Source organism: Anaerostipes caccae L1-92 (assembly GCF_014467075.1).
Classification (GTDB): Bacteria; Bacillota; Clostridia; order Lachnospirales; family Lachnospiraceae; genus Anaerostipes; species Anaerostipes caccae.
The window spans coordinates 1481922-1504840 of sequence record NZ_AP023027.1; the positions used below are offsets into that span (position 1 = coordinate 1481922).

Consider the following 22919-nt stretch of genomic DNA (forward strand, 5'->3'; position numbering starts at 1 on the left):
GGGCGTTTTTTATTCCATAGGAAAGTTCTATGACCTTCCCTATGAAATAAAAAACTCCGGACCACAGTATTTGTTTATCTCTATAAGTGCAAAAAATTGATTGTAGAGAAAAGGAGAAAAAGTTATGAAAAAGAGATTATTAGCAGCAGGATGCAGCGCAGTATTGGCGGCAACATTATTATTTGCAGGATGTTCAAAAAAAAGTGAGGACAAAAGCTATCAAATCGGAATTCAGCAGTTTGCAGAGCATGAATCTTTAAATAACTGCCGCAAAGGTTTTATCCAGGGGTTAGAAAAAGAAGGAATCAAGGAAGGAAAAAATTTAAAGATCACTTATAAAAATGCTCAGGCTGATACCGCTGCAGATAACCAGATCGCTTCAAACTTTGCTTCCAAGAAGATGGACCTGATCTGTGCCATTGCGACACCAAGTGCCCAGAGCGCATACAATGCAGCTTCTGATTCTAAGACACCGGTTATCTACACTGCGGTTACATCACCGGAACTGGCAGGATTCGTAGACAAGGACGGAAAAAATGTAGGGGAAGTTACAGGAACTTCTGATCTGATCCTTGCAGATAAACAGTTGAAGCTGATCCGTAAAGTGCTTCCAAAGGCAAAAAATGTAGGAATTCTGTACAGCACTAACGAGGTTAACTCTAAAGCGGGAATTGAAGCCTATGAGAAAGTGGCTAAAAAGAACGGTTTTAAGATCATTACTCAGGGAATCAGCGCGGCGGCAGATATGCCGATGGCAGCCGACAGCCTGATCAAGAAAGTAGACTGTATCACAAACCTTACAGATAATCTGGTCGTAAGCTCAATGCCGACTTATCTGGAAAAAGCAAACAAGGCAAAGATCCCGGTATTCGGTTCAGAGATCGAACAGGTGAAATTAGGATGCATCGGATGTGTGGGGATTGACTTCATAAAACTTGGAGAACAGACGGGAAAAATGGCTGCCAAAGTGTTAAAGGGAGAGAAGAAAGCATCCGAAATTCCGTTTGAAACGTTTAATCAGGGAGACATCTATCTTAACGAAAAGGTGGCAAAAGATCTTGGAATTAAACTGCCTTCAGATGTTAAGAAAGAGGCAGTAGAGACATTCACAGAAATTAAAGCAAGCAAATAAATAGGAGCAAAAAATGGAACAACTGATCATTGGCGTCTTCGAGCAGGGATTCATCTATGCGGTGATGGCTTTGGGCGTATATATTACTTATAAAATACTGGACTTTCCGGATTTGTCTGTGGACAGTACCTTTCCATTAGGTGCCGCCATCACCACGGTACTGTTGATGAATGGGTTCAATCCGGTCCTCTCGCTGATCCTTTCAACGGCGGCGGGAGCGGCAGCAGGGGCTTTGACCGGGATCATCCACGTAAAGTTCAGAGTCAGGGATCTGCTGTCAGGTATCATCATGATGACGGGACTTTATACGATCAATCTGCGGATTACCGGGGGAAGTGCCAATGTGCCTCTGTTCAACTACCATACGATTTTCAACAATGATTTTATCAACAATTTATTTCCGGAGGCGCTTGAGCCGTATAAGACACTGATCATCATTGCGCTGATCATGCTGATCGCAAAACTCCTCCTGGACTTGTACTTAAAGACAAAATCCGGATTTCTGCTCAGAGCCGTAGGGGACAATGAAAAAATTGTCACATCACTTGCTAAAGACAGTGGGTTTGTAAAAATTGTCGGCCTTTCTATCGCCAACGGTCTGGTAGCTTTGGCGGGAAGTGTCATGTGTCAGCAGCAGAGATTTTTTGAAATCTCCATGGGTACCGGAACTATCGTCATTGGTCTCGCCAGCGTTATTATCGGGACGAACATTTTTAAAGGAAATCTGTTAAAGGCAACAACTGCTGTCATCATCGGCTCTGTTATATACAAAGCCTGTGTGGCGGCAGCCATCGAGATCGGACTGGACTCCCAGGACCTTAAACTGATCACTGCGATCCTGTTTCTTGTGATCCTGATCATCAGCATGGACCGGAAAAAGAAGGTGAAAGCATGATTGAACTTAAAAATATTGACAAATATTATAACATTGGAACGGTGAATGAAATCTGTCTGTTTAAGGATTTCAATTTAAAGATCCAGAACGGTGATTTTGTTTCTGTAATCGGCAGCAACGGATCAGGAAAAACGTCGATGCTGAATCTGATCTGCGGAAGTCTCCAGCCTGAAAAAGGATCCATCAGCCTGGGCGGTGAGGATATCACAAAGCAGAAGGAGTTTGTCCGCCAAAGAAAGATTGGAAGAGTTTATCAGGACCCGGCTATGGGAACCTGTCCTTCCATGACAATTCTTGAAAATATGTCTCTGGCAGACAATAAAGGCAGAGCGTATGGACTCGCTTTGGGAACAAATAAGAAAAGGATCAGCCATTACCGTGAAATGCTTTCCCAGCTGGGGCTGGGACTTGAAGACATGATGGGAACAAAGGTCGGTGCTCTGTCAGGGGGACAGCGGCAGGCGATGGCCCTTCTGATGACCACAATGACGCCGATTGAGTTCTTGATCCTGGATGAACATACGGCAGCGCTGGACCCAAAGACGGCGGAACTGATCATGCAGCTGACGGATAAGATCGTCAGAGAGAAAAACTTAACGACTGTTATGGTCACGCACAATCTCAGGTTTGCCGTGGAATATGGAAACCGTCTCATTATGATGCATCAGGGACAGGCGGTTTTAGACAAGGCAGGAAAAGAAAAAGAAGCACTTGCCATAGAAGACCTGTTGGATCAGTTTAATGAAATCAGCATAGAGACTGGGAATTAAGTGATCATATACGGGGATTTGGTGAGAATTAATATGGGTAAATTATCTTAAAAATCGGCATAGTCGTGGCTATCGGCTATACCGATTTTTCTTAACTTATCGGAAGAACAAGTGTTTTGTGTTGATTTGAAATTAAATATTGTAAAATATTAAAAAATAATGATAAAATGTAAAAAAACAGAAGAATAAATGGAGGTGCAATATGGAAAAGTAATGTTGAGATAAAGCTGTGAATCTTACTATTCTTAGGCGGATATATGATGTGTTGGACTATAGTTGTAGTGTATATTAAAGAAAGGGAAGGCTAAGTAATAATGGATAAAAGAAAAATTGAACAAATACGTCGACAATATGATATGTTTATCCATAATGTCGACGATGCTGATATTGAATTTTGGTATGCCCGTGAGTTAATGCAATTACTCGGATATGAGCGTTGGGAGAATTTTGATAAGGCAGTCAGCCGTGCAATGGAATCGTGTGCGACTTCCGATATAAAGATATCAGACCATTTTCGTGAGGTCACGAAAATGGTTGAACTGGGCAGTGGTGCAAAAAGAAGTATTAAAGATTATATGCTTACTCGCTATGCCTGCTATTTGATTGCTCAAAATGGTGATCCTAAAAAAGAAGAAATTGCATTTGCACAAAGTTATTTTGCGGTACAGACAAGAAAACAGGAATTGATTGAAGAACGTATTGCTTTAATTGAACGCACTGAGGCTCGTGGCAGACTTCGTGAATCTGAAAAGCGTCTGTCTCAAAATATTTACGAACGAGGTGTAGACGACGCAGGCTTTGGACGTATTCGTTCTAAAGGAGACAAAGCATTATTTGGTGGTTATTCTACACAAGAAATGAAAAAGAGACTTGGTGTGAAAGATAATCGACCTTTGGCAGACTTTCTTCCAACACTTACTATTGCAGCAAAAAACCTTGCAACAGAAATGACAAATTATAATGTTGAAGAAAAAGACTTACAGGGTGAAGTCTCTATTACAGGTGAACATATTCAAAATAATCATTCTGTCAGGGATATGCTTGAACAACGTGGAATTAAACCGGAAAGTCTGCCGCCTTCCGAGGACATAAAAAAATTAGAACGGCGTGTTAAGTCTCAGGAAAAGAAAATTGCTGAGCAGGCAGGAAAATTGTCTGAAGTACATGGTGATGAGCCTGTGGATTGATTGTGGGTGGTGCTAAGTTGTTTAAAGGTGTTCACTTGAAATTTACTTGTTTTCGTAAATTTCTAAATTACACGTTTTTATGACGGTCTCTTTTTTCGTGACAATTCACTGACCACAGCACCTCCCAGAATAAGAACGGCTCCCAGAAGCTGTACCGCCGACAGGCGCTCTCTGAGAAAAAATGCTGAGAATATGAGAGCCGACAGTGGTTCGAGATATCCGCAGACAGCCACTGACCCGGCGGGCAGCCGACCGATGGAAGAAAAATAAAAATAACAGCCGATGCCTGTGTTGACAATGCCTAAAAACAGCACAGGAAAAAGACTATGGAAAACAGACGAAGCATCAAGGCTTTGTTTTGTCTGCCTGAAGACAGCTACAGTCAGGAAACTTATGATCAGCTGAAATGCGGAATTTTCAAGACCGGTAATGCTCTTTGCTTTTTTGTTAAAGATAACCATTAGAGCATACATGGCAGCTGACAGGATGCCGAAGATCAGCCCGGCAGAGACATGGGTCTTAAATAAACCGTTTATATTGACCAGATACATACCGGCAATTACGGCGGCAAAACCTGAAAGTTTTTTTAGTGTCATGTGTTCTTGAAAGACAATAGGAGATACAGCCATCACGATGACCGGACCACAGTAGTATGCAAGGGTGGCAATACTGACTCCGACCGTTTTATATGCTTCATACAGAAGCATCCAGCTGATTCCCATCGCTATGCCGGATATGGTGATATAAAGAATATGTTTTTTATCGTGAAACCCCTGCGGCTTTCTTCCGGAAAATAAAAAAACTGCAATGAGAAACAGACTTCCGATAAGGGTTCTTAAAAATACGATTTCATAGCTGTTAAGCAGGATATAACTAGCAACGATTCCGTTGGAACCAAACAGAAGCAATGCGGTAAAGTATTTCAGATAAGCTTTTTTCACTGTGACACCTCGATTTTTCTTGAATCATTTGTGATACTACTGTAACATAAAACTATAAATTACAAAAACGAATATTTGTTATAATTTATATTACAATATCAGATGGATAGGAGAGGAATACCGGCATGGATATGAACATACAAAAGTATATGGCTTTCGTTGAAACCGTGGAATCCGGGAGTTTTACAAGGGCCGCCCAGGAACTGGATTATTCCCAGTCAGGGATCAGCCGTATGATCCATGATCTGGAAACAGAGTGGGGTATCTCCCTTCTGGAACGGGGACATTCAGGGGTGAGGCTGACTTCCGACGGATTGAAGCTGCTGCCGTATGCAAAGAGAGTGTGTGATGAGTTTCAGAATTTACAGACACAGGCCGATGAGTTAAAGGGATTGGAATCCGGTCTGATCCGAATCGGGACTTTTTCAAGTGTGGCGACACACTGGCTTCCGAATATCATTAAGAAGTTTCAGGAAGATTACCCCAACATTGATTATGAACTGCTGCTGGGAGACTATACGGAGATAGAAAGCTGGATCACAGAAGGCCGGGTGGACTGTGGATTTTTGAGACTGCCTACGCTTCCGGAGTTTGAAACTATTTTTTTAGAAGATGATCAGCTGATGGCTGTTCTTCCGGAACATCATCCTTTGGCCGGATGCAGTAAATTTCCTGTGGGTGCATTATGTGATGATCCTTTTATGCTGCTGGAAAAAGGGGCAAAAGCAGAGATATCGGAAATTTTTGAGCGGTGCGGCATCACTCCGAACGTTCATTTTACAACATGGGATGACTACGCCATCATGTCCATGGTGGAGAGCGGGCTGGGAATCAGTATCCTGCCGAAGCTCATCCTGCAGAGGATTCCTTACCGGATTGTCACGAAAGAATTAGAAGTGTCGGCCTGCCGAAAGATCGGGCTGGCTTTCCGTGACAGGAAAGGAATGTCTCTTGCGGTAAAACGGTTCCTGGATTACCTAGAATACAGATAAAATGGCTAAAAACCGTGGATGTTAACTTTAGTTGACACATTTCCAACAGCATTTGGTGGAAAAAGAGGTCCCGAATTTATATGATAAATAAAAACAGCATAGAGGAGAACATTTATGGAATTTTATAAAAATCTGAACCGTTTCAGAAAAGAGAAAGGCTGGTCACAGGAAGAATTGGGGAACCGCCTGAATGTGTCAAGACAGACCGTATCTAAGTGGGAGCTGGGGACTACAACACCGGAGATGAATAAACTGATGGAACTGAGCAGAATCTTTCAGGTCAGCATTGATGAGCTGGTTGGAAATTCTAATGCACCGGGAGAAAAAGAAGTGGTCTATGTGACTGTGAATCTCCACTATGAATACAAGAGCAGGCTGACCGTATTCGGGATTCCGCTGGTGCATATCAATTTTGGGCGGGGGATGTATAAAGCAAAAGGAGTCATAGCTATTGGAAACTTTGCTGTAGGTCTTTTCTCTATGGGTCTGCTCTCTGCGGGGCTGATATCTATAGGAACGGCATCTCTGGGACTGCTGGCCTTTGGGGGACTCGCCCTTGGCGGACTGGCCATTGGAGGCGCTGCTCTCGGTATTTTTGCCATAGGCGGACTGGCCGTAGGAGTGTACGCCGCAGGAGGATGTGCTTTGGCCGCCCGTATTGCTGTGGGAGGTTACGCCAATGCACACATAGCCATCGGAGGCGCTGCTGACGGAGCATTTGTTTTCACAGAAAAAGGGGCAGCAGCCTGTGAAGAAATCAGACAAACGATCCTGAGGGAATATCCCCGTACATGGAAATTCTTGATCCGGTTATTTTCAGCAGCCATGAGGTAAAACGGAAGACTGGGGAGAAAAACTTGGAATTTTTATTTCTTTTGAATGAAAATTGTGTTATACTCATTTAGTTATTGTAAATATATCAGACAGTTCATTCGTACCATCCTGTCTTTAAACAAAACTAGGACAAAATAAGAGAATATGATCAGACATATTTCTTATGTCTTAGAAGAATGCTTAGAGACACGGACACCGCGGGTGGCGTGTCTTTTGCTGTTTCATGTTTTTTTGGATGAGGCCTGAAACAGGAGAAATAGAAAACGAGAGAAAGGGATCAACATGTACCAGTTAAATACACATGCGTCTTTTGACTCCGCACATTTTCTGGCGGGATACGAGGGCAAGTGCAGAAATCTGCACGGACACCGGTGGAAACTGTCGGTGACGATCCAAAAGGAAAAAGTAGAAGAACAGGGCCAGACCAGGGGGATGGTTGTAGACTTCGGCGAATTAAAGGACAAGGTAAAAGAAATTGCAGACGAGTTTGACCATGCTCTGATCATGGAAAAAGACACACTGAAGGCCAAGACGATAGAGGCACTGAGAGAAGAAGAGTTCCGGATCATTGAAGTGAAATTCCGCCCTACGGCAGAGAATTTTGCCAGATATTTTTATGACCGGATCAAACAGGACGGTTATGACGTATCTTTTGTGGAAGTATATGAGACGCCGAATAACTGTGCCATTTACGGAGAATAGAGATGGAAGTTTTTAAGATAGCAGAAAGTTTTGTGAGTATCAACGGGGAGGGAAAGAAGGCAGGCAGGCTTTCTATGTTCATTCGCCTTAGGGGATGTAATTTAAACTGTTCCTACTGCGATACCAAATGGGCCATCAGTAAAAAAGGCGAGGCAGAACTCATGACGGCTGCGGAAGTGTCACAGATGGTAAAGGAGTCGGGAGTGGATCTGGTGACATTGACCGGGGGAGAACCTTTGCTGGATGAAAATATCAGCGGGCTGATCGGCAGTATTTTGTCACTTCCAAAGATGGAACTGGAAATCGAAACGAACGGAAGTATTCCCATCCGTCCATGGAGAGAGCGGGACGCGAGACTTTCCATGACCATGGATTATAAACTTCCCTCCAGCGGCATGGAGGAGTCCATGTGTCTTGAAAATATGGAAGAATTAAAACCTTGGGATGTGGTAAAGTTTGTGATAGGAACAAGAGAAGATCTGGAGAAAGCAAAAGAAGTCATCGAACGGTTTTCTCTCTGTGAAAAGGCGATTGTGTATTTCAGTCCGGTTTTCGGTGCCATACCTCCGGATGAGATCGTGGAGTTTATGAAAGAACACAGGATGAATAAAGTCAGGTTCCAGATCCAGATCCATAAAGTTGTCTGGGATCCGGAGCGGAAGGGAGTCTAAGAAGCTATGGCAATCGATAAAGAAGCAGTCAAAAAACATATCAGAGGAATTCTGGAAGCGCTGGGGGATGACCCGGACCGGGAAGGCCTTAAGGAGACGCCGGACCGTGTGGCCAGGATGTATGAAGAAGTGTTTGAGGGAATGAATTACAGCAATGACCAGATTGCAGAAATGTACTCCAAAACCTTTGAAGATGATCTGTCTGTAAAAAATCATAAGGATATGGTCGTTGTAAAAGATATCGATATTTTCAGCTACTGCGAACACCATCTGGCTCTTATGTACAATATGAAAGTCACTGTGGCCTACCAGCCGAAGGAAAAGATTCTGGGACTGAGCAAAATTGCAAGGATCTGTGACATGGTCGGCAAGAGACTTCAGCTCCAGGAGCGGATCGGGTCGGATATTGCGGAGATCATTTCCAAAGTGGCGGGGACAGAGGATGTGGCAGTACTCATCGAAGGAAATCACAGCTGTATGAGCGCCAGGGGTATTAAGAAAAATCAGACAAAGACCATCACTTCCACACTGAGGGGACGGTTCGAAAGCGATCCTGCCATGGAAAACCGCTTTTATATGCTCGCAGACAGATAAGAGGAGGAATAAGATTATGTCAAAACCGACAAAAGCAGTCGTAGTATTCAGTGGGGGACAGGACAGTACCACCTGTCTGTTCTGGGCAAAGAAAAAATATGAAGAAGTCATTGCGCTTTCTTTTGATTACGGACAGAAGCATTCGGATGAATTGATCTGTGCCAAAGAAATCTGCAAAAAATATGGCGTAGAGCATCATATTCTGGATATGGCCCTCTTAAACCAGCTGGCTCCCAACTCATTGACGAGGGCGGATATAGAGGTGGACAAAGAGGCGCCTGAGACGGGTACGCCGAATTCTTTTGTAGACGGAAGAAATATGCTGTTTCTTACCTTTGCGGCAGTATTTGCAAAGCAGAGAGATATTCATGTACTGGTGACCGGCGTGTCCCAGAGCGATTTCAGCGGATATCCGGACTGCAGACACGTATTTATTACGTCTCTGGAGACGACGCTGACTCTGGCGATGGATTACGAATTTGAAGTGATTACGCCTCTTATGTGGATCGACAAAAAAGAAACGTGGAAAATGGCCGATGATCTGGGCGTATTTGATGTGATCAGACAGGAAACACTGACCTGCTATAACGGAGTCAGGGGGGACGGATGCGGAGACTGTCCTGCGTGCAGACTCAGAAGGCGGGGGATGGAAGCCTATCTTTCGGAGCGAAAGTAAGAAAGAACAAATGTCAATGTCATATGGTCAATATCAGAACATTTGTGTGAGTGTATTTTTGTTGCAGATTTTTATTGATAAAACATTAACAAAGCAGTACAATAAGAATGTAACCATTGGTCAGGGTTGTCAACATTTCAATCCTCTGCAGCAAAGGAGATAACGTATGGGAAGATTTACACTGCCTAGAGATTTATACTTTGGAAAAGGATCACTTGAGACACTGAAGACATTGGATGGAAAAAAAGCTGTTTTGGTACTCGGCGGCGGTTCTATGAAACGTTTTGGATTTGTAGATCAGGTTGTCGATTATTTAAAAGAAGCAGGTATTGAGACAAAATTAATCGAAGGTGTAGAACCGGACCCTTCTGTTGAGACTGTATTTAAAGGCGCGGAAGTCATGAGAGACTTTGAACCGGACTGGATCATTGCGATGGGCGGAGGATCTCCGATCGACGCTGCGAAAGCAATGTGGATCTTCTATGAGCATCCGGAGACAACATTTGACGATGTAAAAGATCCGTTTACGGTTCCGCCGCTCAGGAATAAAGCCAAATTCCTTGCGATCCCGTCAACCTCAGGGACAGCTACTGAAGTGACAGCATTTGCTGTTATCACAGACTACAGCTCAGGTATTAAATATCCGCTGGCAGACTTTGAGATCACACCGGATATTGCGATCGTAGATCCTGCGCTGGCAGAGACAATGCCTCCGAAACTGACTTCCTATACAGGAATGGATGCACTGACCCATGCGATTGAGGCATATGTGGCAGGCCTGCATTCCCCATTTTCTGATCCGCTGGCAATGGAAGCCATTGAGATGGTATTTGACAACTTGAAAGCTTCCTATGAGGGAGATATGACTGCACGTGAAAATATGCACTATGCGCAGTGCCTTGCAGGAATGTCATTCTCCAATGCGCTTTTAGGAATCGTGCACTCCCTGGCTCATAAGACCGGAGCTGTATTTGACACCGGACATATCACCCATGGATGTGCAAATGCCATTTATCTGCCATATGTGATCCAGTTCAACGCAAAGGTTTGTGAGGAGCGCTATGCGGCTATCGCAAGGAGAATCGGACTTCCTGGAAATTCCGATAAGGCATTGACTCTTTCACTGATTGAGGCGATCCGTGAGATGAATAAGAAATTAAATATTGTTTCCAATCTGAAAGATTTTGGAATCAATGAAGAAGAATTCAACCAGAAGAAGAGGATGATCGCAGAGCGCGCTGTGGCAGACGCATGTACGGGATCTAATCCTAGAGAAACTTCTGTAGATGACATGGAAAAAGTTTTAGAGTGCATCTACTATGGAAAAGATGTAACATTTTAAAGGAAATATTCAGAACATAATGGCGTTTGTAGCATATGGTTTATTCATACATATTCTATGGAAAGTAAAGCCGATGTTTAAACAACTCTTTCATATTATCTGTATCAGTTAAGGAATAGTCATTAGCTGATTTATAATTTCATATCCATAAACACAAAGCAGTTGGTCTTAGGATTGACTGCTTTTTTTACCTAAAATCCAGATTGGAGTGATGTGGTGAACGATATTTTTAATGATATGCAAGTAGAAGTCGGCTGTGAAAAATTGTTGCTGCTGACGGCGTATTTCTCTTTAAGGGACAGTCTGAAAATGGCTGTCCTTTTCCCATTTATAGACTTACGAAAGAACTGGAAAAAGATTAAAAGCTATTCGGGTATCTGGAATGTAGAAAAAGTCTTGTATATGTAAGTTCACTCCAGAGGGGTACCGTATCATAGAATATTTTCCGAAAATAAAATATGTTTTGAAATATTGAGCCTAAACATATAAAATATTCCACATAGGAGATGATAATAAAATGAAACTTAGAAAAAACTATACATGCCCATTAGAACTTGTTCATGATATGATAAAGGGAAAATGGAAAACGATAATTATTTTTCAACTTAGAAATGGAAAATGTTCTTTTTCTGAACTCTATCACAGTATAGCAGGAATAACTCAAAAAATGCTATTGGAACAACTGCGTGAATTGAAACACTTTGGCTTAATTGATAAAAAAACATATGATGGATATCCTTTAAAAGTGGAATACTTTTTAACTGGGCAGGGAGAAAAGATGCTATCAGCAATTAAGATAATGCAAGAAATTGGTATAGATTACATGGTAGAGCATTGTATGACGGAGATACTTGATGAAAAAGGAATTTGTTATTAAACTCTATTATATACGAAAAAGTAAGTAATTTACTTGGGGATTATTATCCTATATCATATGATTAGAATTAAGAAAGGATATGGGAATATGAAAAAAGCATTACTTATTATTGATGTGCAAAATGATTATTTTCCTAATGGAAAGTGCCAGTTGTATAAACCAGAGGTAGCGTTGAATGCAATAAAAGATTTATTGAAAGATTTTAGAAAACAAGACCTGCTAGTTATTTACATTCGCCATGAGTCTATAAATGGAACATTTTTTAATCCAAATACAGATGGTGTACAAATTCATAATGATATTAAACCATTAGATACAGAAACAGTTATTGTTAAGCATTATCCAAATAGTTTTTATGAAACGAATTTGCAAAACAAACTGGTGGAGAATGGGGTTACGGAATTGGTCATTTGTGGAATGATGACACATATGTGTATTGACACAACTATAAGAGCTGCCAAAGACTATGGCTATGAACTTACACTAATATCAGATGGTTGTGCAACCAAGGAATTAGAATGGAATGGAGACTATATCCCAGCAGATACTGTCCAAAGCATATTTATGGCTTCTTTAAATCAGAAATTTGCTAATGTTATTACAAGTACAGATTATTTGTTTTACCAATGTGACTTATAGGAGCTGATGTCCAATGAAATTAAGAGATGAATATACATGCCCTTTGGAATTAGTTCATGATATGATAAAGGGAAAATGGAAGCCAATTATTTTATGGCGTTTACGATTAGGGGCTACTTCTTTGTCTAAATTAGAGAGTGATATTGATGGAATTACACAAAAAATGCTTTTGGAACATTTAAAGGAACTTGTAGATTATGGATTTGTTGATAAAAAAACATTTGCTGGTTATCCACTTCATGTTGAGTATTTTTTGACAGAAGATATGGGGAATCAAATACTAGAAGCATTACGAATTATGCAACATATAGGGATTGAATATTTAAAGAAAAATGGAAAAGAAAATGAATTAACTGAGAAACACGTTATACCAGACTGATACCTACAAAAAAGTGGGTAATTTACGTTTTATTTCCCCCTTGTTATCATATATCTTAAATTAAATGATATACAAGGAGGAGAATTTATGTATATTTCAAGTGTAGGAATCTCTAATGGAATTATTGAAAAAAAATATGGTGGATATGGTACGAATTTTAATGAAAATAATATTCCAATGTATTCATTGCCTTTTAAAATTGAAGAAGCTCCCAAAAATACGATATCCTTTGCTTTTATACTTGAAGATAAGGACGCATATGCTGTTACTGGCTTTCAATGGATACATTGGTTGGGAGCAAATTTACTTCGCAATGAATTAAAAGAAAACGAAAGTCAGACGGCTACAGACTTTATACAAGGAGCCAATAGTTGGATAAGTATACAAGGAAACCAACAGAGCAGAAAACAATCCAGTTATTATGGGGGGATGACACCACCAGATAAATCACATACATATGAACTCCATGTGTTTGCATTGGATAAAAAATTATGTATAGAAAATGGTTTTTACCTAAACGAATTATGGAAACAGATGGACGGACATATTATTGAAGAAGCTGTTTTAAAAGGAATATATGAAAAAGTTCCCTTTTAAAATAGGGTTGAGAACTCTTTTGCAAACATATTAGATGTATTTATACAACATACATAATCAGGGCCGGGACAGTTGATGTCCCGGCTGTTTCTTTTTGTCATTGAATGGAGAAATTATCCTGTAAAATATTCTGATAATTATAAAAAAATATATAAATAATCAAATAATCAGATAACTTAAGAAAAAAACGCTTTACAAGACGAATATATTTTTGTATGATAGATTCCAACGTAGGAATTCTACAAAAAATAACATTTCCAAACTGCTGAATGAAAGGAAGAGATTTATGACGATCAAAAGAGACAACACACCCGGGCTATACGATTCCAGCTTTGAGCATGACAACTGCGGGATCGGTGCCTGTGTCAATATTAAGGGAATCAAAAGTCATACCACGGTCGATAACGCATTAAAGATTGTTGAGACCCTGGAACACCGGGCAGGAAAAGATGCGGCCGGGGAGACCGGAGACGGTGTCGGCATTATGCTCCAGATTTCCCACAAATTTTTTGAAAAGGCATGTAAAGAGTCTGGTATTGGAATCGGGGGAGAGAGAGAATACGGAGTCGGCATGTTTTTCTTTCCAAATGACGAGCTGAAAGTACAGCAGGCCAAAAAGATGTTTGAGATCATCGTGGAAAAGGAAGGCATGAAGTTCCTCGGATGGAGGGAAGTGCCGACCGACAGCACGGTTTTGGGCAAAAAAGCCATTGAATGTATGCCCAAGATTCTCCAGGCATTTATCGAAAAGCCGGAGGACGCAGAGAAAGGACTGGAATTTGACCGCAGGCTGTACATTGTCCGGAAAGTATTTGAACAGAGCAACGAAGAGACCTTTGTGATTTCCCTGTCCAGCAGGACGATCGTATATAAGGGAATGTTCCTTGTGGGACAGCTCAGAACATTTTTTAAAGACCTTCAGGACCCAAACTACGAATCTGCCATCGCCCTCGTTCATTCCCGTTTCAGTACGAATACGACTCCGAGCTGGGAGAAAGCGCATCCGTACCGGTTCATCGTACATAACGGTGAGATCAACACGATCCGCGGAAATGCAGATAAGATGCTGGCAAGGGAAGAAAATATGGAATCCAAGTACCTGAAAGGCCAGATGCATAAGGTGATCCCGGTGGTCAATCCGAACGGGTCCGACTCTGCACGGCTTGACAATACCCTGGAATTCCTTGTGATGAGCGGAATGGCCCTGCCGCACGCGATCATGATCACGATACCGGAACCGTGGGAAAACAATAAGGTCATCAGTCAGAAGAAAAGGGATTTTTACCAGTATTATGCGACGATGATGGAGCCGTGGGACGGACCGGCCTCTATTCTTTTCACCGACGGAGACCAGGTGGGAGCTGTGCTCGACCGAAACGGCCTGCGTCCTTCCAGGTATTATATTACAGATGACGACCAGCTGATCCTGTCCTCCGAGATCGGAGTTTTGGACATTGACCCTACCAAGATCCTCGTGAAAGAACGACTGCGTCCCGGGAAGATGCTCCTGGTGGATACGGTCAAAGGAGAAGTCATTGACGACGATGTGGTCAAAGAATCTTATGCGGGAAAAGAGCCGTACGGAGAATGGCTTGACAGCAATCTCACAGAACTCAAAGATTTAAAGATACCAAATATTCCGGTTCCGTCTTATGAGACAGAGCAGAGAGAAAAGCTCTTAAAGGCATTCGGATATTCTTATGAGGAAGTAAAAACCGCGATTCAGCCGATGGCGTTAAACGGCTCTGAGGCGATCGCGGCCATGGGTACAGATTCCCCGCTGGCGGTTCTCTCAAAGAAGCATCAGCCGCTGTTTAATTACTTTAAACAGCTGTTTGCACAGGTAACCAATCCGCCGATCGACGCGATCAGGGAAGAACTTGTGACTTCTACCACGATTTATGTCGGAAAAGACGGAAATATTCTGGAAGAGAAACCGGAGAACTGCCAGGTGCTGAAAGTCCACAATCCGATTCTCACGGACACAGATCTGCTGAAGATCAAGAATATGAAGACAGAAGGCTTCCAGGTTGCGGAGCTTCCGATCATTTATTATAAAAATACATCCCTTGAAAAGGCGCTGGACCGCCTGTTTGTGGAAGCAGACCGTGCTTACAGGGACGGAGCAAATATCATTATCCTGTCTGACAGGGGAGTGGATGAAAACCATGTGGCGATTCCGTCTCTGCTTGCGGTATCGGCCATGCACCAGCATCTGATTAAGACAAAGAAACGGACTTCCGTAGCTCTGATCCTGGAGAGCGGAGAGCCGAGAGAAGTCCATCATTTTGCCACGCTGCTTGGCTACGGAGCCTGTGCGGTAAATCCATATCTGGCACTGCAGGCGATTCAGAAACTGATCGACGATAACCTGCTGCACAAGGATTATTATGCGGCTGTGGAAGACTATACAAACGCAGTCCTTCACGGAATCATCAAAATTGCATCCAAGATGGGGATTTCCACGATCCAGTCATATCAGGGATCTCAGATTTTTGAGGCCATCGGCATTGATTCTAAGGTGATTGATCAGTATTTTACCAATACCGTCAGCCGTGTGGAAGGAATTACGTTAAAAGATATCGAAGAAGATGTGGACATCAGACATTCATCTGCATTTGATCCGCTGGGACTGGAAAATGACCTGATGCTGGAGAGCACAGGAAGCCACAAGTTTAGAAGCGGAAAGGAACAGCATCTTTATAATCCGCAGACGATCCATACGCTTCAGATGGCGGCGAGAACAGGAAATTACGAGACTTTTAAGAAGTATACCCATATGATCGATGAGGAATTAGAGCCCGGAAATTTAAGAGGCCTGATGGAGTTTAACTATCCTTCAAAGGGAATTCCTCTGGATAAGGTGGAAAGTGTGGATTCCATTGTAAAGAGATTTAAGACAGGAGCCATGTCTTACGGTTCCATCTCAGGAGAGGCTCATGAGACTCTTGCCATTGCCATGAATATGCTGGGCGGCAAGTCCAACAGCGGAGAGGGCGGAGAACGCCCGGAACGGCTGACGGTGGGAAGAGACGGAAAGAACCGCTGTTCTGCCATCAAACAGGTAGCATCCGGAAGGTTCGGTGTGACCAGCGAGTACCTTGTAAGTGCAAAAGAAATCCAGATCAAGATGGCCCAGGGAGCAAAACCTGGAGAAGGGGGGCACCTCCCCGGAAAGAAGGTTTACCCGTGGATTGCAAAGACCCGTCATTCAACGGCGGGAGTGGGGCTGATTTCGCCTCCCCCCCATCACGATATTTATTCAATCGAGGACTTGGCACAGCTGATCTATGACTGCAAAAATGCCAACAGAGACGCAAGGATTTCCGTGAAGCTTGTTTCCGAAGCGGGAGTCGGTACGGTGGCATCCGGTGTCGCAAAGGCCGGTGCCCAGGTTATTCTGATCTCCGGTTATGACGGAGGTACGGGAGCCGCACCGAGGAACTCTATTTACAACGCGGGACTTCCGTGGGAACTGGGGCTTGCTGAGGCGCACCAGAATCTGATCATGAACGATTTAAGGAACAAGGTTGTACTGGAAACCGATGGAAAACTTATGAGCGGACGGGATGTGGCCATTGCCGCCATGCTGGGTGCAGAGGAGTTCGGATTTGCGACGGCGCCGCTTGTGACGCTGGGATGTGTGATGATGCGTGTCTGCAATCTGGATACCTGCCCGGTGGGTGTTGCGACACAGAATCCGGAACTCCGCAAACGTTTTGCCGGAAAACCGGAATATGTGGTCAACTTCATGCGTTTTATAGCACAGGAGCTGAGAGAATATATGGCGAAGCTGGGCGTGGCCACCATCGATGAGCTGGTTGGACGCACCGATCTGTTAAAGCCGACAAAAGAGACACAAGACAGACACATTGATCTGTCAAGAATCCTTGATACTTCCTATGCCAAGGCAGAAAAGATTGATTATACCCATAAAAAAGTCTATGATTTTAAGCTGGATAAAGTAGCAGATGAGACGGTTCTCCTGAAACAATTAAAACCTGCACTTGAGAAAAAGCAGAGAAAGAGCATCGAGCTGGATGTCACAAACATCGACCGTACCTTTGGAACGATCTTCGGTTCCGAGATTACGAAGCGATGGGGAGAAAACACGCTGCCTGATGATATGTATACTGTAAAATGCAGCGGTGCAGGAGGGCAGAGCTTCGGGGCGTTTATTCCGAAAGGCCTCACGCTGGAGCTTGTCGGGGACAGCAACGACTACTTCGGAAAAGGACTGTCCGGAGGAAAGCTGGTAGTATATCCGCCGGCCGGCATCAAGTTTAAACCGGAAGAAAACATCATTGTCGGAAATGTGGCACTCTACGGGGCTACCAGCGGCAAAGCATTTATCAACGGAGTTGCGGGAGAGCGGTTCTGTGTCAGAAATTCCGGTGCTGCTGCCGTAGTGGAAGGCGTGGGTGATCACGGATGTGAATATATGACCGGAGGCCGTGTCTTAGTCCTGGGTGAGACAGGAAAGAATTTTGCGGCGGGCATGAGCGGAGGCATCGCTTACGTCTTAGATGAGGACAGTTCCCTTTATATGAATGTCAACAAGGAGATGGTGACCATCGAAACGATCACCTCCAAATACGACGTACTTGAAGTCAAAGAAATGCTGAAAGAACATGTGGCTTATACCAACTCCGAAAAAGGAAAGAAAATCCTTAGAAACTTTGAGGAATTTCTGCCGAAGTTTAAAAAGATCATGCCGGTAGACTATAAACGGATGCTGAACCTGATCGTACAGATGGAAGAGCGGGGACTCAGCAGTGAGCAGGCGCAGATCGAAGCATTTTATGAGAACGCTAAGTAGGAGGACAGACCAATGGGAAAACCAACCGGATTTATAGATTACGAGAGAAAAGACGCAAGGGCGGAGGAGCCTAAAGAGAGAATCAAACACTATAATGAATTCCATATTCCCCTCCCGACCGAAGAACAGCAGAGACAGGGAGCCAGATGCATGGACTGCGGCGTACCGTTCTGCCAGTCAGGACTGATGCTCGGCGGTATGGCGTCCGGGTGTCCGTTAAATAACCTGGTGCCGGAGTGGAACGACCTGATTTATACCGGAAACTGGGAACAGGCATTTGAGAGGCTGAAAAAAACCAATCCGTTTCCGGAGTTTACAGGCAGGGTCTGCCCTGCCCTGTGTGAGGCGGCCTGTACCTGCGGCCTCAACGGTGAACCGGTCTGCTCCAAGCAGAATGAGCTGAGCATTATTGAATACGGTTATGCCAACGGACTTGCGGATGCAAAACCGCCAAAGAGCCGGACCGGGAAAAAGGTCGCTGTTATCGGTTCCGGACCCGCCGGGCTTTCGGCGGCCAACTCGCTGAACAAGAGAGGACATCAGGTTACAGTCTATGAACGTTCCGACAGGGTCGGCGGACTGATGATGTATGGGATTCCAAACATGAAGCTGGAAAAGCAGATCGTGGACCGGAAGATAAAAATCATGGAAGAAGAAGGCATTTTATTTAAGACGAATGCAGATGTGGGAAAAGATATCAAGGCGGAACAGCTGAAAAAAGAATATGACAGCATTATCCTGGCATGCGGTTCCTCCCATCCGAGAGACATCGAAGTTCCGGGAAGGGATGCCAAAAACATTTATTTTGCCGTAGACTTCCTGAAATCCACCACGAAAGCCCTGCTGGACAGCGGACTGAAAGACAATACTTATATCAGTGCCAAGGGAAAGAATGTCATGGTCATCGGAGGAGGCGACACGGGAAATGACTGCGTGGGTACTTCTGTCCGCCACGGAGCCAAGAGTGTCATCCAGCTGGAAATGATGCCGAAGCTCCCGGATGAGCGCGCAGAGAATAATCCGTGGCCGGAGTGGCCGAGAGTCTGCAAGACAGACTACGGCCAGGAGGAAGCCATCGCCGTATTTGGTCATGATCCGAGAACCTATCAGACGACCGTAAAAGAATTTAAGAAAAACAAAAAGGGTGAGGTATCGAAAGCCGTTATCATAAAGCTTGAGAGCAAAAAGGATGAGAAAACCGGCCGGATGACAATGGCAGAGGTGCCGGGGACAGAGAAAGAAATTCCAGTGGATCTTGTGCTGATCGCTGCCGGATTCCTCGGAAGTGAATCCTATGTGACCGATGCATTTGGTGTGAAGGTAAATGAACGCACCAATGTAGCCACAGAGCCGGATTCTTTCCGCACCAACGTTAAAAACGTGTTTACCGCGGGAGATATGCACCGGGGCCAGTCATTGGTCGTGTGGGCAATCCGCGAAGGACGGGAAGCAGCGAGAGAAGTGGACCTTCAGATGATGGGATACACAAACCTGTAATATGTTTTCATTTCCGGAGACGAAGCCAGTTTGGTTTTGTCTCTGGTTTTTTTCGCATTTTTTCCGTATAATAAAAAGAAAACTTAATGGGAAGGACGGATCAGCGAGTTGAAAGAATATAAGGAACTGTTTTTAACCTTTTTTAAGATGGGTGCATTCACATTCGGCGGAGGCTATGCCATGCTCCCGATGATCGAACGGGAGGTTGTCCGGAACAAAGGCTGGGCGACGAGTGAAGAAGTCATGGATTATTTTGCGGTAGGGCAGTGTACGCCCGGAGTCATCGCTGTCAATACCTCCACGTTTATTGGATACAAACTGAAGGGAATCAGAGGAGGCATCACGGCTACTTTAGGATTTACGGCGCCCTCGCTGATCATTATCATGATCATAGCGGCTTTTATGACCAATTTCAGTGAACTGAAAGCGGTGCAGAGTGCGTTCTGGGGCATCCGGGTCTGTGTCTGCGTTCTGATGATCAACAGTATCAGGAAAATGGTAAAAGGCGGAGTCGTGGACTGGCTCACCGGCATGATATTTGCGGCCACATTTTTCGGCATGGTCTTTGTCATGAACAATCCTGTGATCTATGTGATCATCGGCGCTGTTTTAGGTCTTTTGCTCTGCGGGAAAGTGCGGAAAGGAGGAGACAGAAAATGATCCTTTTGAAGCTGTTTATTGAATTTTTTAAGACCGGACTGTTTGCGCTTGGGGGCGGGCTTGCCACGCTGCCGTTTCTATACAGCATGGCGGACCGTTTTCACTGGTTTACCCACGCAGATATTGTAAATATGCTGGCAATTTCCGAATCCACGCCGGGAGCCATCGGCGTCAACATGTCGACTTATTCGGGATTTCATATCGCAGGTATCCCCGGAAGCCTGATCGCCACATTCGGCCTTGTGCTGCCGTCGGTGGTCATTATTATCCTCGTTGCCAGAGTATTGGAAAGTTTTAAAAACAACCGTCATGTGGAGGCGGGATTTTACGGCATCCGTCCGGTGGTGGCCGGATTAATCTGTGCGGCGACTCTGTCTGTGTTTCAGGTGGCGTTTTTAAAAGACGGGGAACTTCATCTTCAAAAAATAGTTTCTTCCATTGACTTTAAATCTGTGATTCTTTTTGTTATATTATATATAATAAATAAAGTAGCAGAGAAACGGGGAAAATCCATACATCCGATTTTTCTGATCGTGCTGTCGGGATGTATCGGGATTGCTGTGCTGGGAGTTTGATTATGCATATTTTAGGACACTTTAAGACAATTACAAAACATAAAATCCTTGTGGCCAAAGGCTGTTTTAAGGTGGGACTTTACTGCCAGGGTATCATGCACGATATGTCAAAGTATTCTCCGACGGAATTTATTCCGGGGGCGAAATACTACCAGGGAAATCAAAGCCCTAACAACATTGAACGAAGGAAATACGGGATATCCAGGGCATGGCTGCACCATAAAGGAAGGAACAGGCATCATTTTGAGTATTGGATCGATTACAGCCTGAATCCTGATGCCAAGGGTCTGGTAGGGATGAAAATTCCGAAAAAATATATGGCGGAGATGTTAGTGGACAGAATCAGCGCCGGGAAAATCTACAAAAAAAATGATTTTACAAAAGAGAGCCCTCTGGAGTATTTTAATAACGGAATCGGGGCATCCATCATGCATGAGGCTTCCAAAGATTATCTGATGATGCTTTTGACAATGTATGCTGAAAAGGGAGAAAAGGAGACATTTCGCTATTTGAAAAGAGACTTAAAAGAGGATATCAGCGGTTATGACCGCATTTCTCCTTTTGAGAAAACAGGTCCTGTGGCGATTGGCTAGAATTTCATGTATGTACTTCTTGAAACTCTCACATACTTCATGTATAATAACTTGTAAAGAAACGGAATAAACGGCCTGGGGTGTTCGATAACGCCTGCTATTTTGAACCTACAACTATTTGAACGGGATTCCGAATATCCGGCTGGATACCAAGCCACAATACGGTGGAAGGTAGAAGGCAGGATGAGGAAACCCACCTAGCTGTGGCTAGGAGTCAAAATTGCGGGGAACGGCATCTTGGGCATAACAAAAGATAAGTTGAAGAGACTGTTGGCTGAGCCGGCAGTCTCTTTTGGTCTGCCTATATATTACAAAATGATTCCATTTTTTGCACTTGCTTTTCTAAAATAATTATTTTATAGTAACAATAAATCAAAGAGGAGTCGAAAAATGGAGAGAGAAAACACTTATGAGAAACTGTGTCCTTACGTAGAGAGGGCAAAAAAAGGGGATGAACAGGCTTTTGGGTACCTGTATCACAGTACATATGATATGACCAGAAATTTTGTATCCAATTTCTGCAAGGATCAAAACGAGGTGGAAGATATTATCCAGGAAGTATATTTGGAGGTCTATCATTCTCTCCCGATTTTAAAAAATAATATGGCTTTTTACGCATGGCTTAGGAGGATTACCTATCACTGCTGCCTCAAGTCTGTCAGAAAACAGAGACCGGACATCATCGGAGATGAAAAGATTGAGTTTGTCAAAAGCTTGATAGAAGACAGCATGCAGCCTCAGGATGTGGTTCTACAGAATGAGAAGGCGCAGATTCTGAATGAATGTATTCGGAAGCTTCCTGAAAAACAGAGAGCAGCCATGATTTTAAGCGTGATTCAGCAGCTGAAAATGAAAGAAGCCGCTGAGATTCTTGACTGTAATGTCAATGCAGTGAAAAATCTTTTGTACCACGGAAGAAAGAATTTAAAAAAACAGATTGAAGCCCTGCCAAAGGAAGACAGAGAGGCGTTAGGACTCCGCAGTTTCGGCTTTTTCTCTTTGTATCCGGTGCTCCGAGGTTCGCTGTCAGAGATGGGAAAAGCAGAATCTGCAAAACATGCGCTTATGGCAAAGAAGGTCATTGCCGGAGTAATGACAGCCTGCGGAGCCGGAGCCGCGGGAATTCTGCTGCTGAACAGGGATACACTGCCTTCCCACAGTTTTCAGTCTGTTCAGACCCCGAATATCATGCTGGAGACAAGCAGCTTAAAGGGTATCCGTATTCCGAAGCCTGAACCGGAGCCGGTCCGTAAAAGTCCAGGACCGTCGGTATCTCTGAAACATGTAGGGGAAGACAGAGAGTCCGGGCATATCGTGATCCGTGCGGGCGGCAGTATTGATTATCAAAAGACTTATCTGCTTGGGGAAGACGGGAAACGGGTATCAGCGCAGAGCTATGATCCCCAGAAAAAGATTTTATATTTTCCCTCACAAAAAAATACGTTTATATTGCATCTGGTCAGCAGAGACGGCAGTCAGAGGCTGTTTAGGTACCGGAAAGTTCCAAAATAAGAAACAAAAAATGTTTCTTATTTTTTTGTAAAGAT

At 43.7% G+C, this 22919-nt stretch carries 22 protein-coding genes and 1 other RNA gene; 22 read left to right on the top strand and 1 reads right to left on the bottom strand.

Annotation, left to right across the window (positions count from 1 at the left end; translation table 11 throughout):
- Positions 1-124: 124 nt before the first annotated feature.
- The 4 genes from ANCC_RS07235 (at position 125) to dinD (ending at position 3984) form a co-directional block, all read left to right on the top strand.
- On the top strand, positions 125-1132 hold the full coding sequence (locus ANCC_RS07235) for an ABC transporter substrate-binding protein (RefSeq protein ID WP_006567336.1): 1008 nt from the start codon (positions 125-127) through the stop codon (positions 1130-1132).
- A gap of 13 nt (positions 1133-1145) precedes the next feature.
- Positions 1146-2027, top strand: coding sequence for an ABC transporter permease (locus ANCC_RS07240; RefSeq protein WP_006567335.1), 882 nt, complete (start codon positions 1146-1148; stop codon positions 2025-2027).
- On the top strand, positions 2024-2797 hold the full coding sequence (locus tag ANCC_RS07245; RefSeq protein ID WP_006567334.1) for an ABC transporter ATP-binding protein: 774 nt from the start codon (positions 2024-2026) through the stop codon (positions 2795-2797). Before ANCC_RS07240 ends, ANCC_RS07245 begins: the two co-directional genes overlap by 4 nt.
- 314 nt (positions 2798-3111) lie before the next feature.
- Positions 3112-3984, top strand: coding sequence for a DNA damage-inducible protein D (dinD, locus tag ANCC_RS07250; RefSeq protein WP_006567333.1), 873 nt, complete (start codon positions 3112-3114; stop codon positions 3982-3984).
- Between the two features lie 77 nt (positions 3985-4061).
- On the opposite strand, the gene ANCC_RS07255 is transcribed toward dinD, so the two are convergent.
- On the bottom strand, positions 4062-4925 hold the full coding sequence (locus ANCC_RS07255; protein ID WP_006567332.1) for a DMT family transporter: 864 nt from the start codon (positions 4923-4925) through the stop codon (positions 4062-4064).
- A 125-nt stretch (positions 4926-5050) separates the two neighbouring features.
- On the opposite strand from ANCC_RS07255, the gene ANCC_RS07260 reads away from it, so the two are divergent.
- The 18 genes from ANCC_RS07260 (at position 5051) to ANCC_RS07345 (ending at position 22884) form a co-directional block, all read left to right on the top strand.
- A complete protein-coding gene (locus ANCC_RS07260; protein ID WP_006567331.1) occupies positions 5051-5917 on the top strand; it encodes a LysR family transcriptional regulator in 867 nt (288 codons plus the stop codon).
- A gap of 114 nt (positions 5918-6031) precedes the next feature.
- Positions 6032-6751: a helix-turn-helix domain-containing protein gene (locus ANCC_RS07265; RefSeq protein ID WP_006567330.1), complete on the top strand. Its 720-nt coding sequence runs from the start codon at positions 6032-6034 to the stop codon at positions 6749-6751.
- A gap of 282 nt (positions 6752-7033) precedes the next feature.
- Positions 7034-7453, top strand: a complete 420-nt coding sequence (gene queD / locus ANCC_RS07270) for a 6-carboxytetrahydropterin synthase QueD (protein ID WP_006567329.1) — start codon at positions 7034-7036, stop codon at positions 7451-7453.
- A gap of 2 nt (positions 7454-7455) precedes the next feature.
- Complete coding sequence (gene queE, locus ANCC_RS07275) at positions 7456-8124, top strand: putative 7-carboxy-7-deazaguanine synthase QueE (RefSeq protein ID WP_006567328.1); 669 nt, start codon at positions 7456-7458, stop codon at positions 8122-8124.
- A gap of 6 nt (positions 8125-8130) precedes the next feature.
- Positions 8131-8718 (top strand): GTP cyclohydrolase I FolE, encoded by a 588-nt coding sequence (gene folE, locus ANCC_RS07280; protein WP_006567327.1) that lies wholly within the window; start codon positions 8131-8133, stop codon positions 8716-8718.
- 16 nt (positions 8719-8734) lie between these two features.
- Complete coding sequence (gene queC / locus ANCC_RS07285) at positions 8735-9394, top strand: 7-cyano-7-deazaguanine synthase QueC (RefSeq protein WP_006567326.1); 660 nt, start codon at positions 8735-8737, stop codon at positions 9392-9394.
- A gap of 166 nt (positions 9395-9560) precedes the next feature.
- Entirely contained in the window at positions 9561-10736 is a 1176-nt protein-coding gene (locus tag ANCC_RS07290; protein WP_006567324.1) for an iron-containing alcohol dehydrogenase, read from the top strand.
- Between the two features lie 517 nt (positions 10737-11253).
- Positions 11254-11613 carry a winged helix-turn-helix transcriptional regulator gene (locus ANCC_RS07295; protein ID WP_006567322.1) on the top strand — a complete coding sequence of 120 codons (360 nt, stop codon included), beginning with the start codon at positions 11254-11256 and terminating at the stop codon, positions 11611-11613.
- Between the two features lie 87 nt (positions 11614-11700).
- Positions 11701-12252 (top strand): cysteine hydrolase family protein, encoded by a 552-nt coding sequence (locus ANCC_RS07300; protein ID WP_039946655.1) that lies wholly within the window; start codon positions 11701-11703, stop codon positions 12250-12252.
- 13 nt (positions 12253-12265) lie between these two features.
- A complete protein-coding gene (locus tag ANCC_RS07305) occupies positions 12266-12631 on the top strand; it encodes a winged helix-turn-helix transcriptional regulator (RefSeq protein ID WP_006567320.1) in 366 nt (121 codons plus the stop codon).
- An 87-nt stretch (positions 12632-12718) separates the two neighbouring features.
- Positions 12719-13228 carry a YbhB/YbcL family Raf kinase inhibitor-like protein gene (locus ANCC_RS07310; protein ID WP_006567319.1) on the top strand — a complete coding sequence of 170 codons (510 nt, stop codon included), beginning with the start codon at positions 12719-12721 and terminating at the stop codon, positions 13226-13228.
- A gap of 286 nt (positions 13229-13514) precedes the next feature.
- Positions 13515-18047, top strand: a complete 4533-nt coding sequence (gene gltB / locus ANCC_RS07315; RefSeq protein WP_006567318.1) for a glutamate synthase large subunit — start codon at positions 13515-13517, stop codon at positions 18045-18047.
- A gap of 12 nt (positions 18048-18059) precedes the next feature.
- Complete coding sequence (locus ANCC_RS07320; protein ID WP_006567317.1) at positions 18060-19544, top strand: glutamate synthase subunit beta; 1485 nt, start codon at positions 18060-18062, stop codon at positions 19542-19544.
- Between the two features lie 108 nt (positions 19545-19652).
- A complete protein-coding gene (locus tag ANCC_RS07325; RefSeq protein WP_006567316.1) occupies positions 19653-20204 on the top strand; it encodes a chromate transporter in 552 nt (183 codons plus the stop codon).
- Entirely contained in the window at positions 20201-20779 is a 579-nt protein-coding gene (locus tag ANCC_RS07330; RefSeq protein WP_006567315.1) for a chromate transporter, read from the top strand. Before ANCC_RS07325 ends, ANCC_RS07330 begins: the two co-directional genes overlap by 4 nt.
- Positions 20780-20781: 2 nt before the next feature.
- Positions 20782-21372 (top strand): DUF5662 family protein, encoded by a 591-nt coding sequence (locus ANCC_RS07335; protein ID WP_006567314.1) that lies wholly within the window; start codon positions 20782-20784, stop codon positions 21370-21372.
- Positions 21373-21441: 69 nt separating this feature from the next.
- A non-coding RNA gene (gene ssrS, locus ANCC_RS07340) (6S RNA) lies at positions 21442-21620 on the top strand.
- A 142-nt stretch (positions 21621-21762) separates the two neighbouring features.
- A complete protein-coding gene (locus ANCC_RS07345) occupies positions 21763-22884 on the top strand; it encodes an RNA polymerase sigma factor (protein ID WP_006567313.1) in 1122 nt (373 codons plus the stop codon).
- Positions 22885-22919 lie beyond the last annotated feature (35 nt).

What these genes read in the sequence shown, in the direction of transcription:
- ANCC_RS07235 (WP_006567336.1), top strand. Translation starts at nt 125, where the DNA reads ATGAAAAAGAGATTATTAGCAGCAGGATGCAGCGCAGTATTGGCGGCA.
- ANCC_RS07240 (WP_006567335.1), top strand. Translation starts at nt 1,146, where the DNA reads ATGGAACAACTGATCATTGGCGTCTTCGAGCAGGGATTCATCTATGCG.
- ANCC_RS07245 (WP_006567334.1), top strand. Translation starts at nt 2,024, where the DNA reads ATGATTGAACTTAAAAATATTGACAAATATTATAACATTGGAACGGTG.
- dinD (WP_006567333.1), top strand. Translation starts at nt 3,112, where the DNA reads ATGGATAAAAGAAAAATTGAACAAATACGTCGACAATATGATATGTTT.
- ANCC_RS07260 (WP_006567331.1), top strand. Translation starts at nt 5,051, where the DNA reads ATGGATATGAACATACAAAAGTATATGGCTTTCGTTGAAACCGTGGAA.
- ANCC_RS07265 (WP_006567330.1), top strand. Translation starts at nt 6,032, where the DNA reads ATGGAATTTTATAAAAATCTGAACCGTTTCAGAAAAGAGAAAGGCTGG.
- queD (WP_006567329.1), top strand. Translation starts at nt 7,034, where the DNA reads ATGTACCAGTTAAATACACATGCGTCTTTTGACTCCGCACATTTTCTG.
- queE (WP_006567328.1), top strand. Translation starts at nt 7,456, where the DNA reads ATGGAAGTTTTTAAGATAGCAGAAAGTTTTGTGAGTATCAACGGGGAG.
- folE (WP_006567327.1), top strand. Translation starts at nt 8,131, where the DNA reads ATGGCAATCGATAAAGAAGCAGTCAAAAAACATATCAGAGGAATTCTG.
- queC (WP_006567326.1), top strand. Translation starts at nt 8,735, where the DNA reads ATGTCAAAACCGACAAAAGCAGTCGTAGTATTCAGTGGGGGACAGGAC.
- ANCC_RS07290 (WP_006567324.1), top strand. Translation starts at nt 9,561, where the DNA reads ATGGGAAGATTTACACTGCCTAGAGATTTATACTTTGGAAAAGGATCA.
- ANCC_RS07295 (WP_006567322.1), top strand. Translation starts at nt 11,254, where the DNA reads ATGAAACTTAGAAAAAACTATACATGCCCATTAGAACTTGTTCATGAT.
- ANCC_RS07300 (WP_039946655.1), top strand. Translation starts at nt 11,701, where the DNA reads ATGAAAAAAGCATTACTTATTATTGATGTGCAAAATGATTATTTTCCT.
- ANCC_RS07305 (WP_006567320.1), top strand. Translation starts at nt 12,266, where the DNA reads ATGAAATTAAGAGATGAATATACATGCCCTTTGGAATTAGTTCATGAT.
- ANCC_RS07310 (WP_006567319.1), top strand. Translation starts at nt 12,719, where the DNA reads ATGTATATTTCAAGTGTAGGAATCTCTAATGGAATTATTGAAAAAAAA.
- gltB (WP_006567318.1), top strand. Translation starts at nt 13,515, where the DNA reads ATGACGATCAAAAGAGACAACACACCCGGGCTATACGATTCCAGCTTT.
- ANCC_RS07320 (WP_006567317.1), top strand. Translation starts at nt 18,060, where the DNA reads ATGGGAAAACCAACCGGATTTATAGATTACGAGAGAAAAGACGCAAGG.
- ANCC_RS07330 (WP_006567315.1), top strand. Translation starts at nt 20,201, where the DNA reads ATGATCCTTTTGAAGCTGTTTATTGAATTTTTTAAGACCGGACTGTTT.
- ANCC_RS07335 (WP_006567314.1), top strand. Translation starts at nt 20,782, where the DNA reads ATGCATATTTTAGGACACTTTAAGACAATTACAAAACATAAAATCCTT.
- ANCC_RS07345 (WP_006567313.1), top strand. Translation starts at nt 21,763, where the DNA reads ATGGAGAGAGAAAACACTTATGAGAAACTGTGTCCTTACGTAGAGAGG.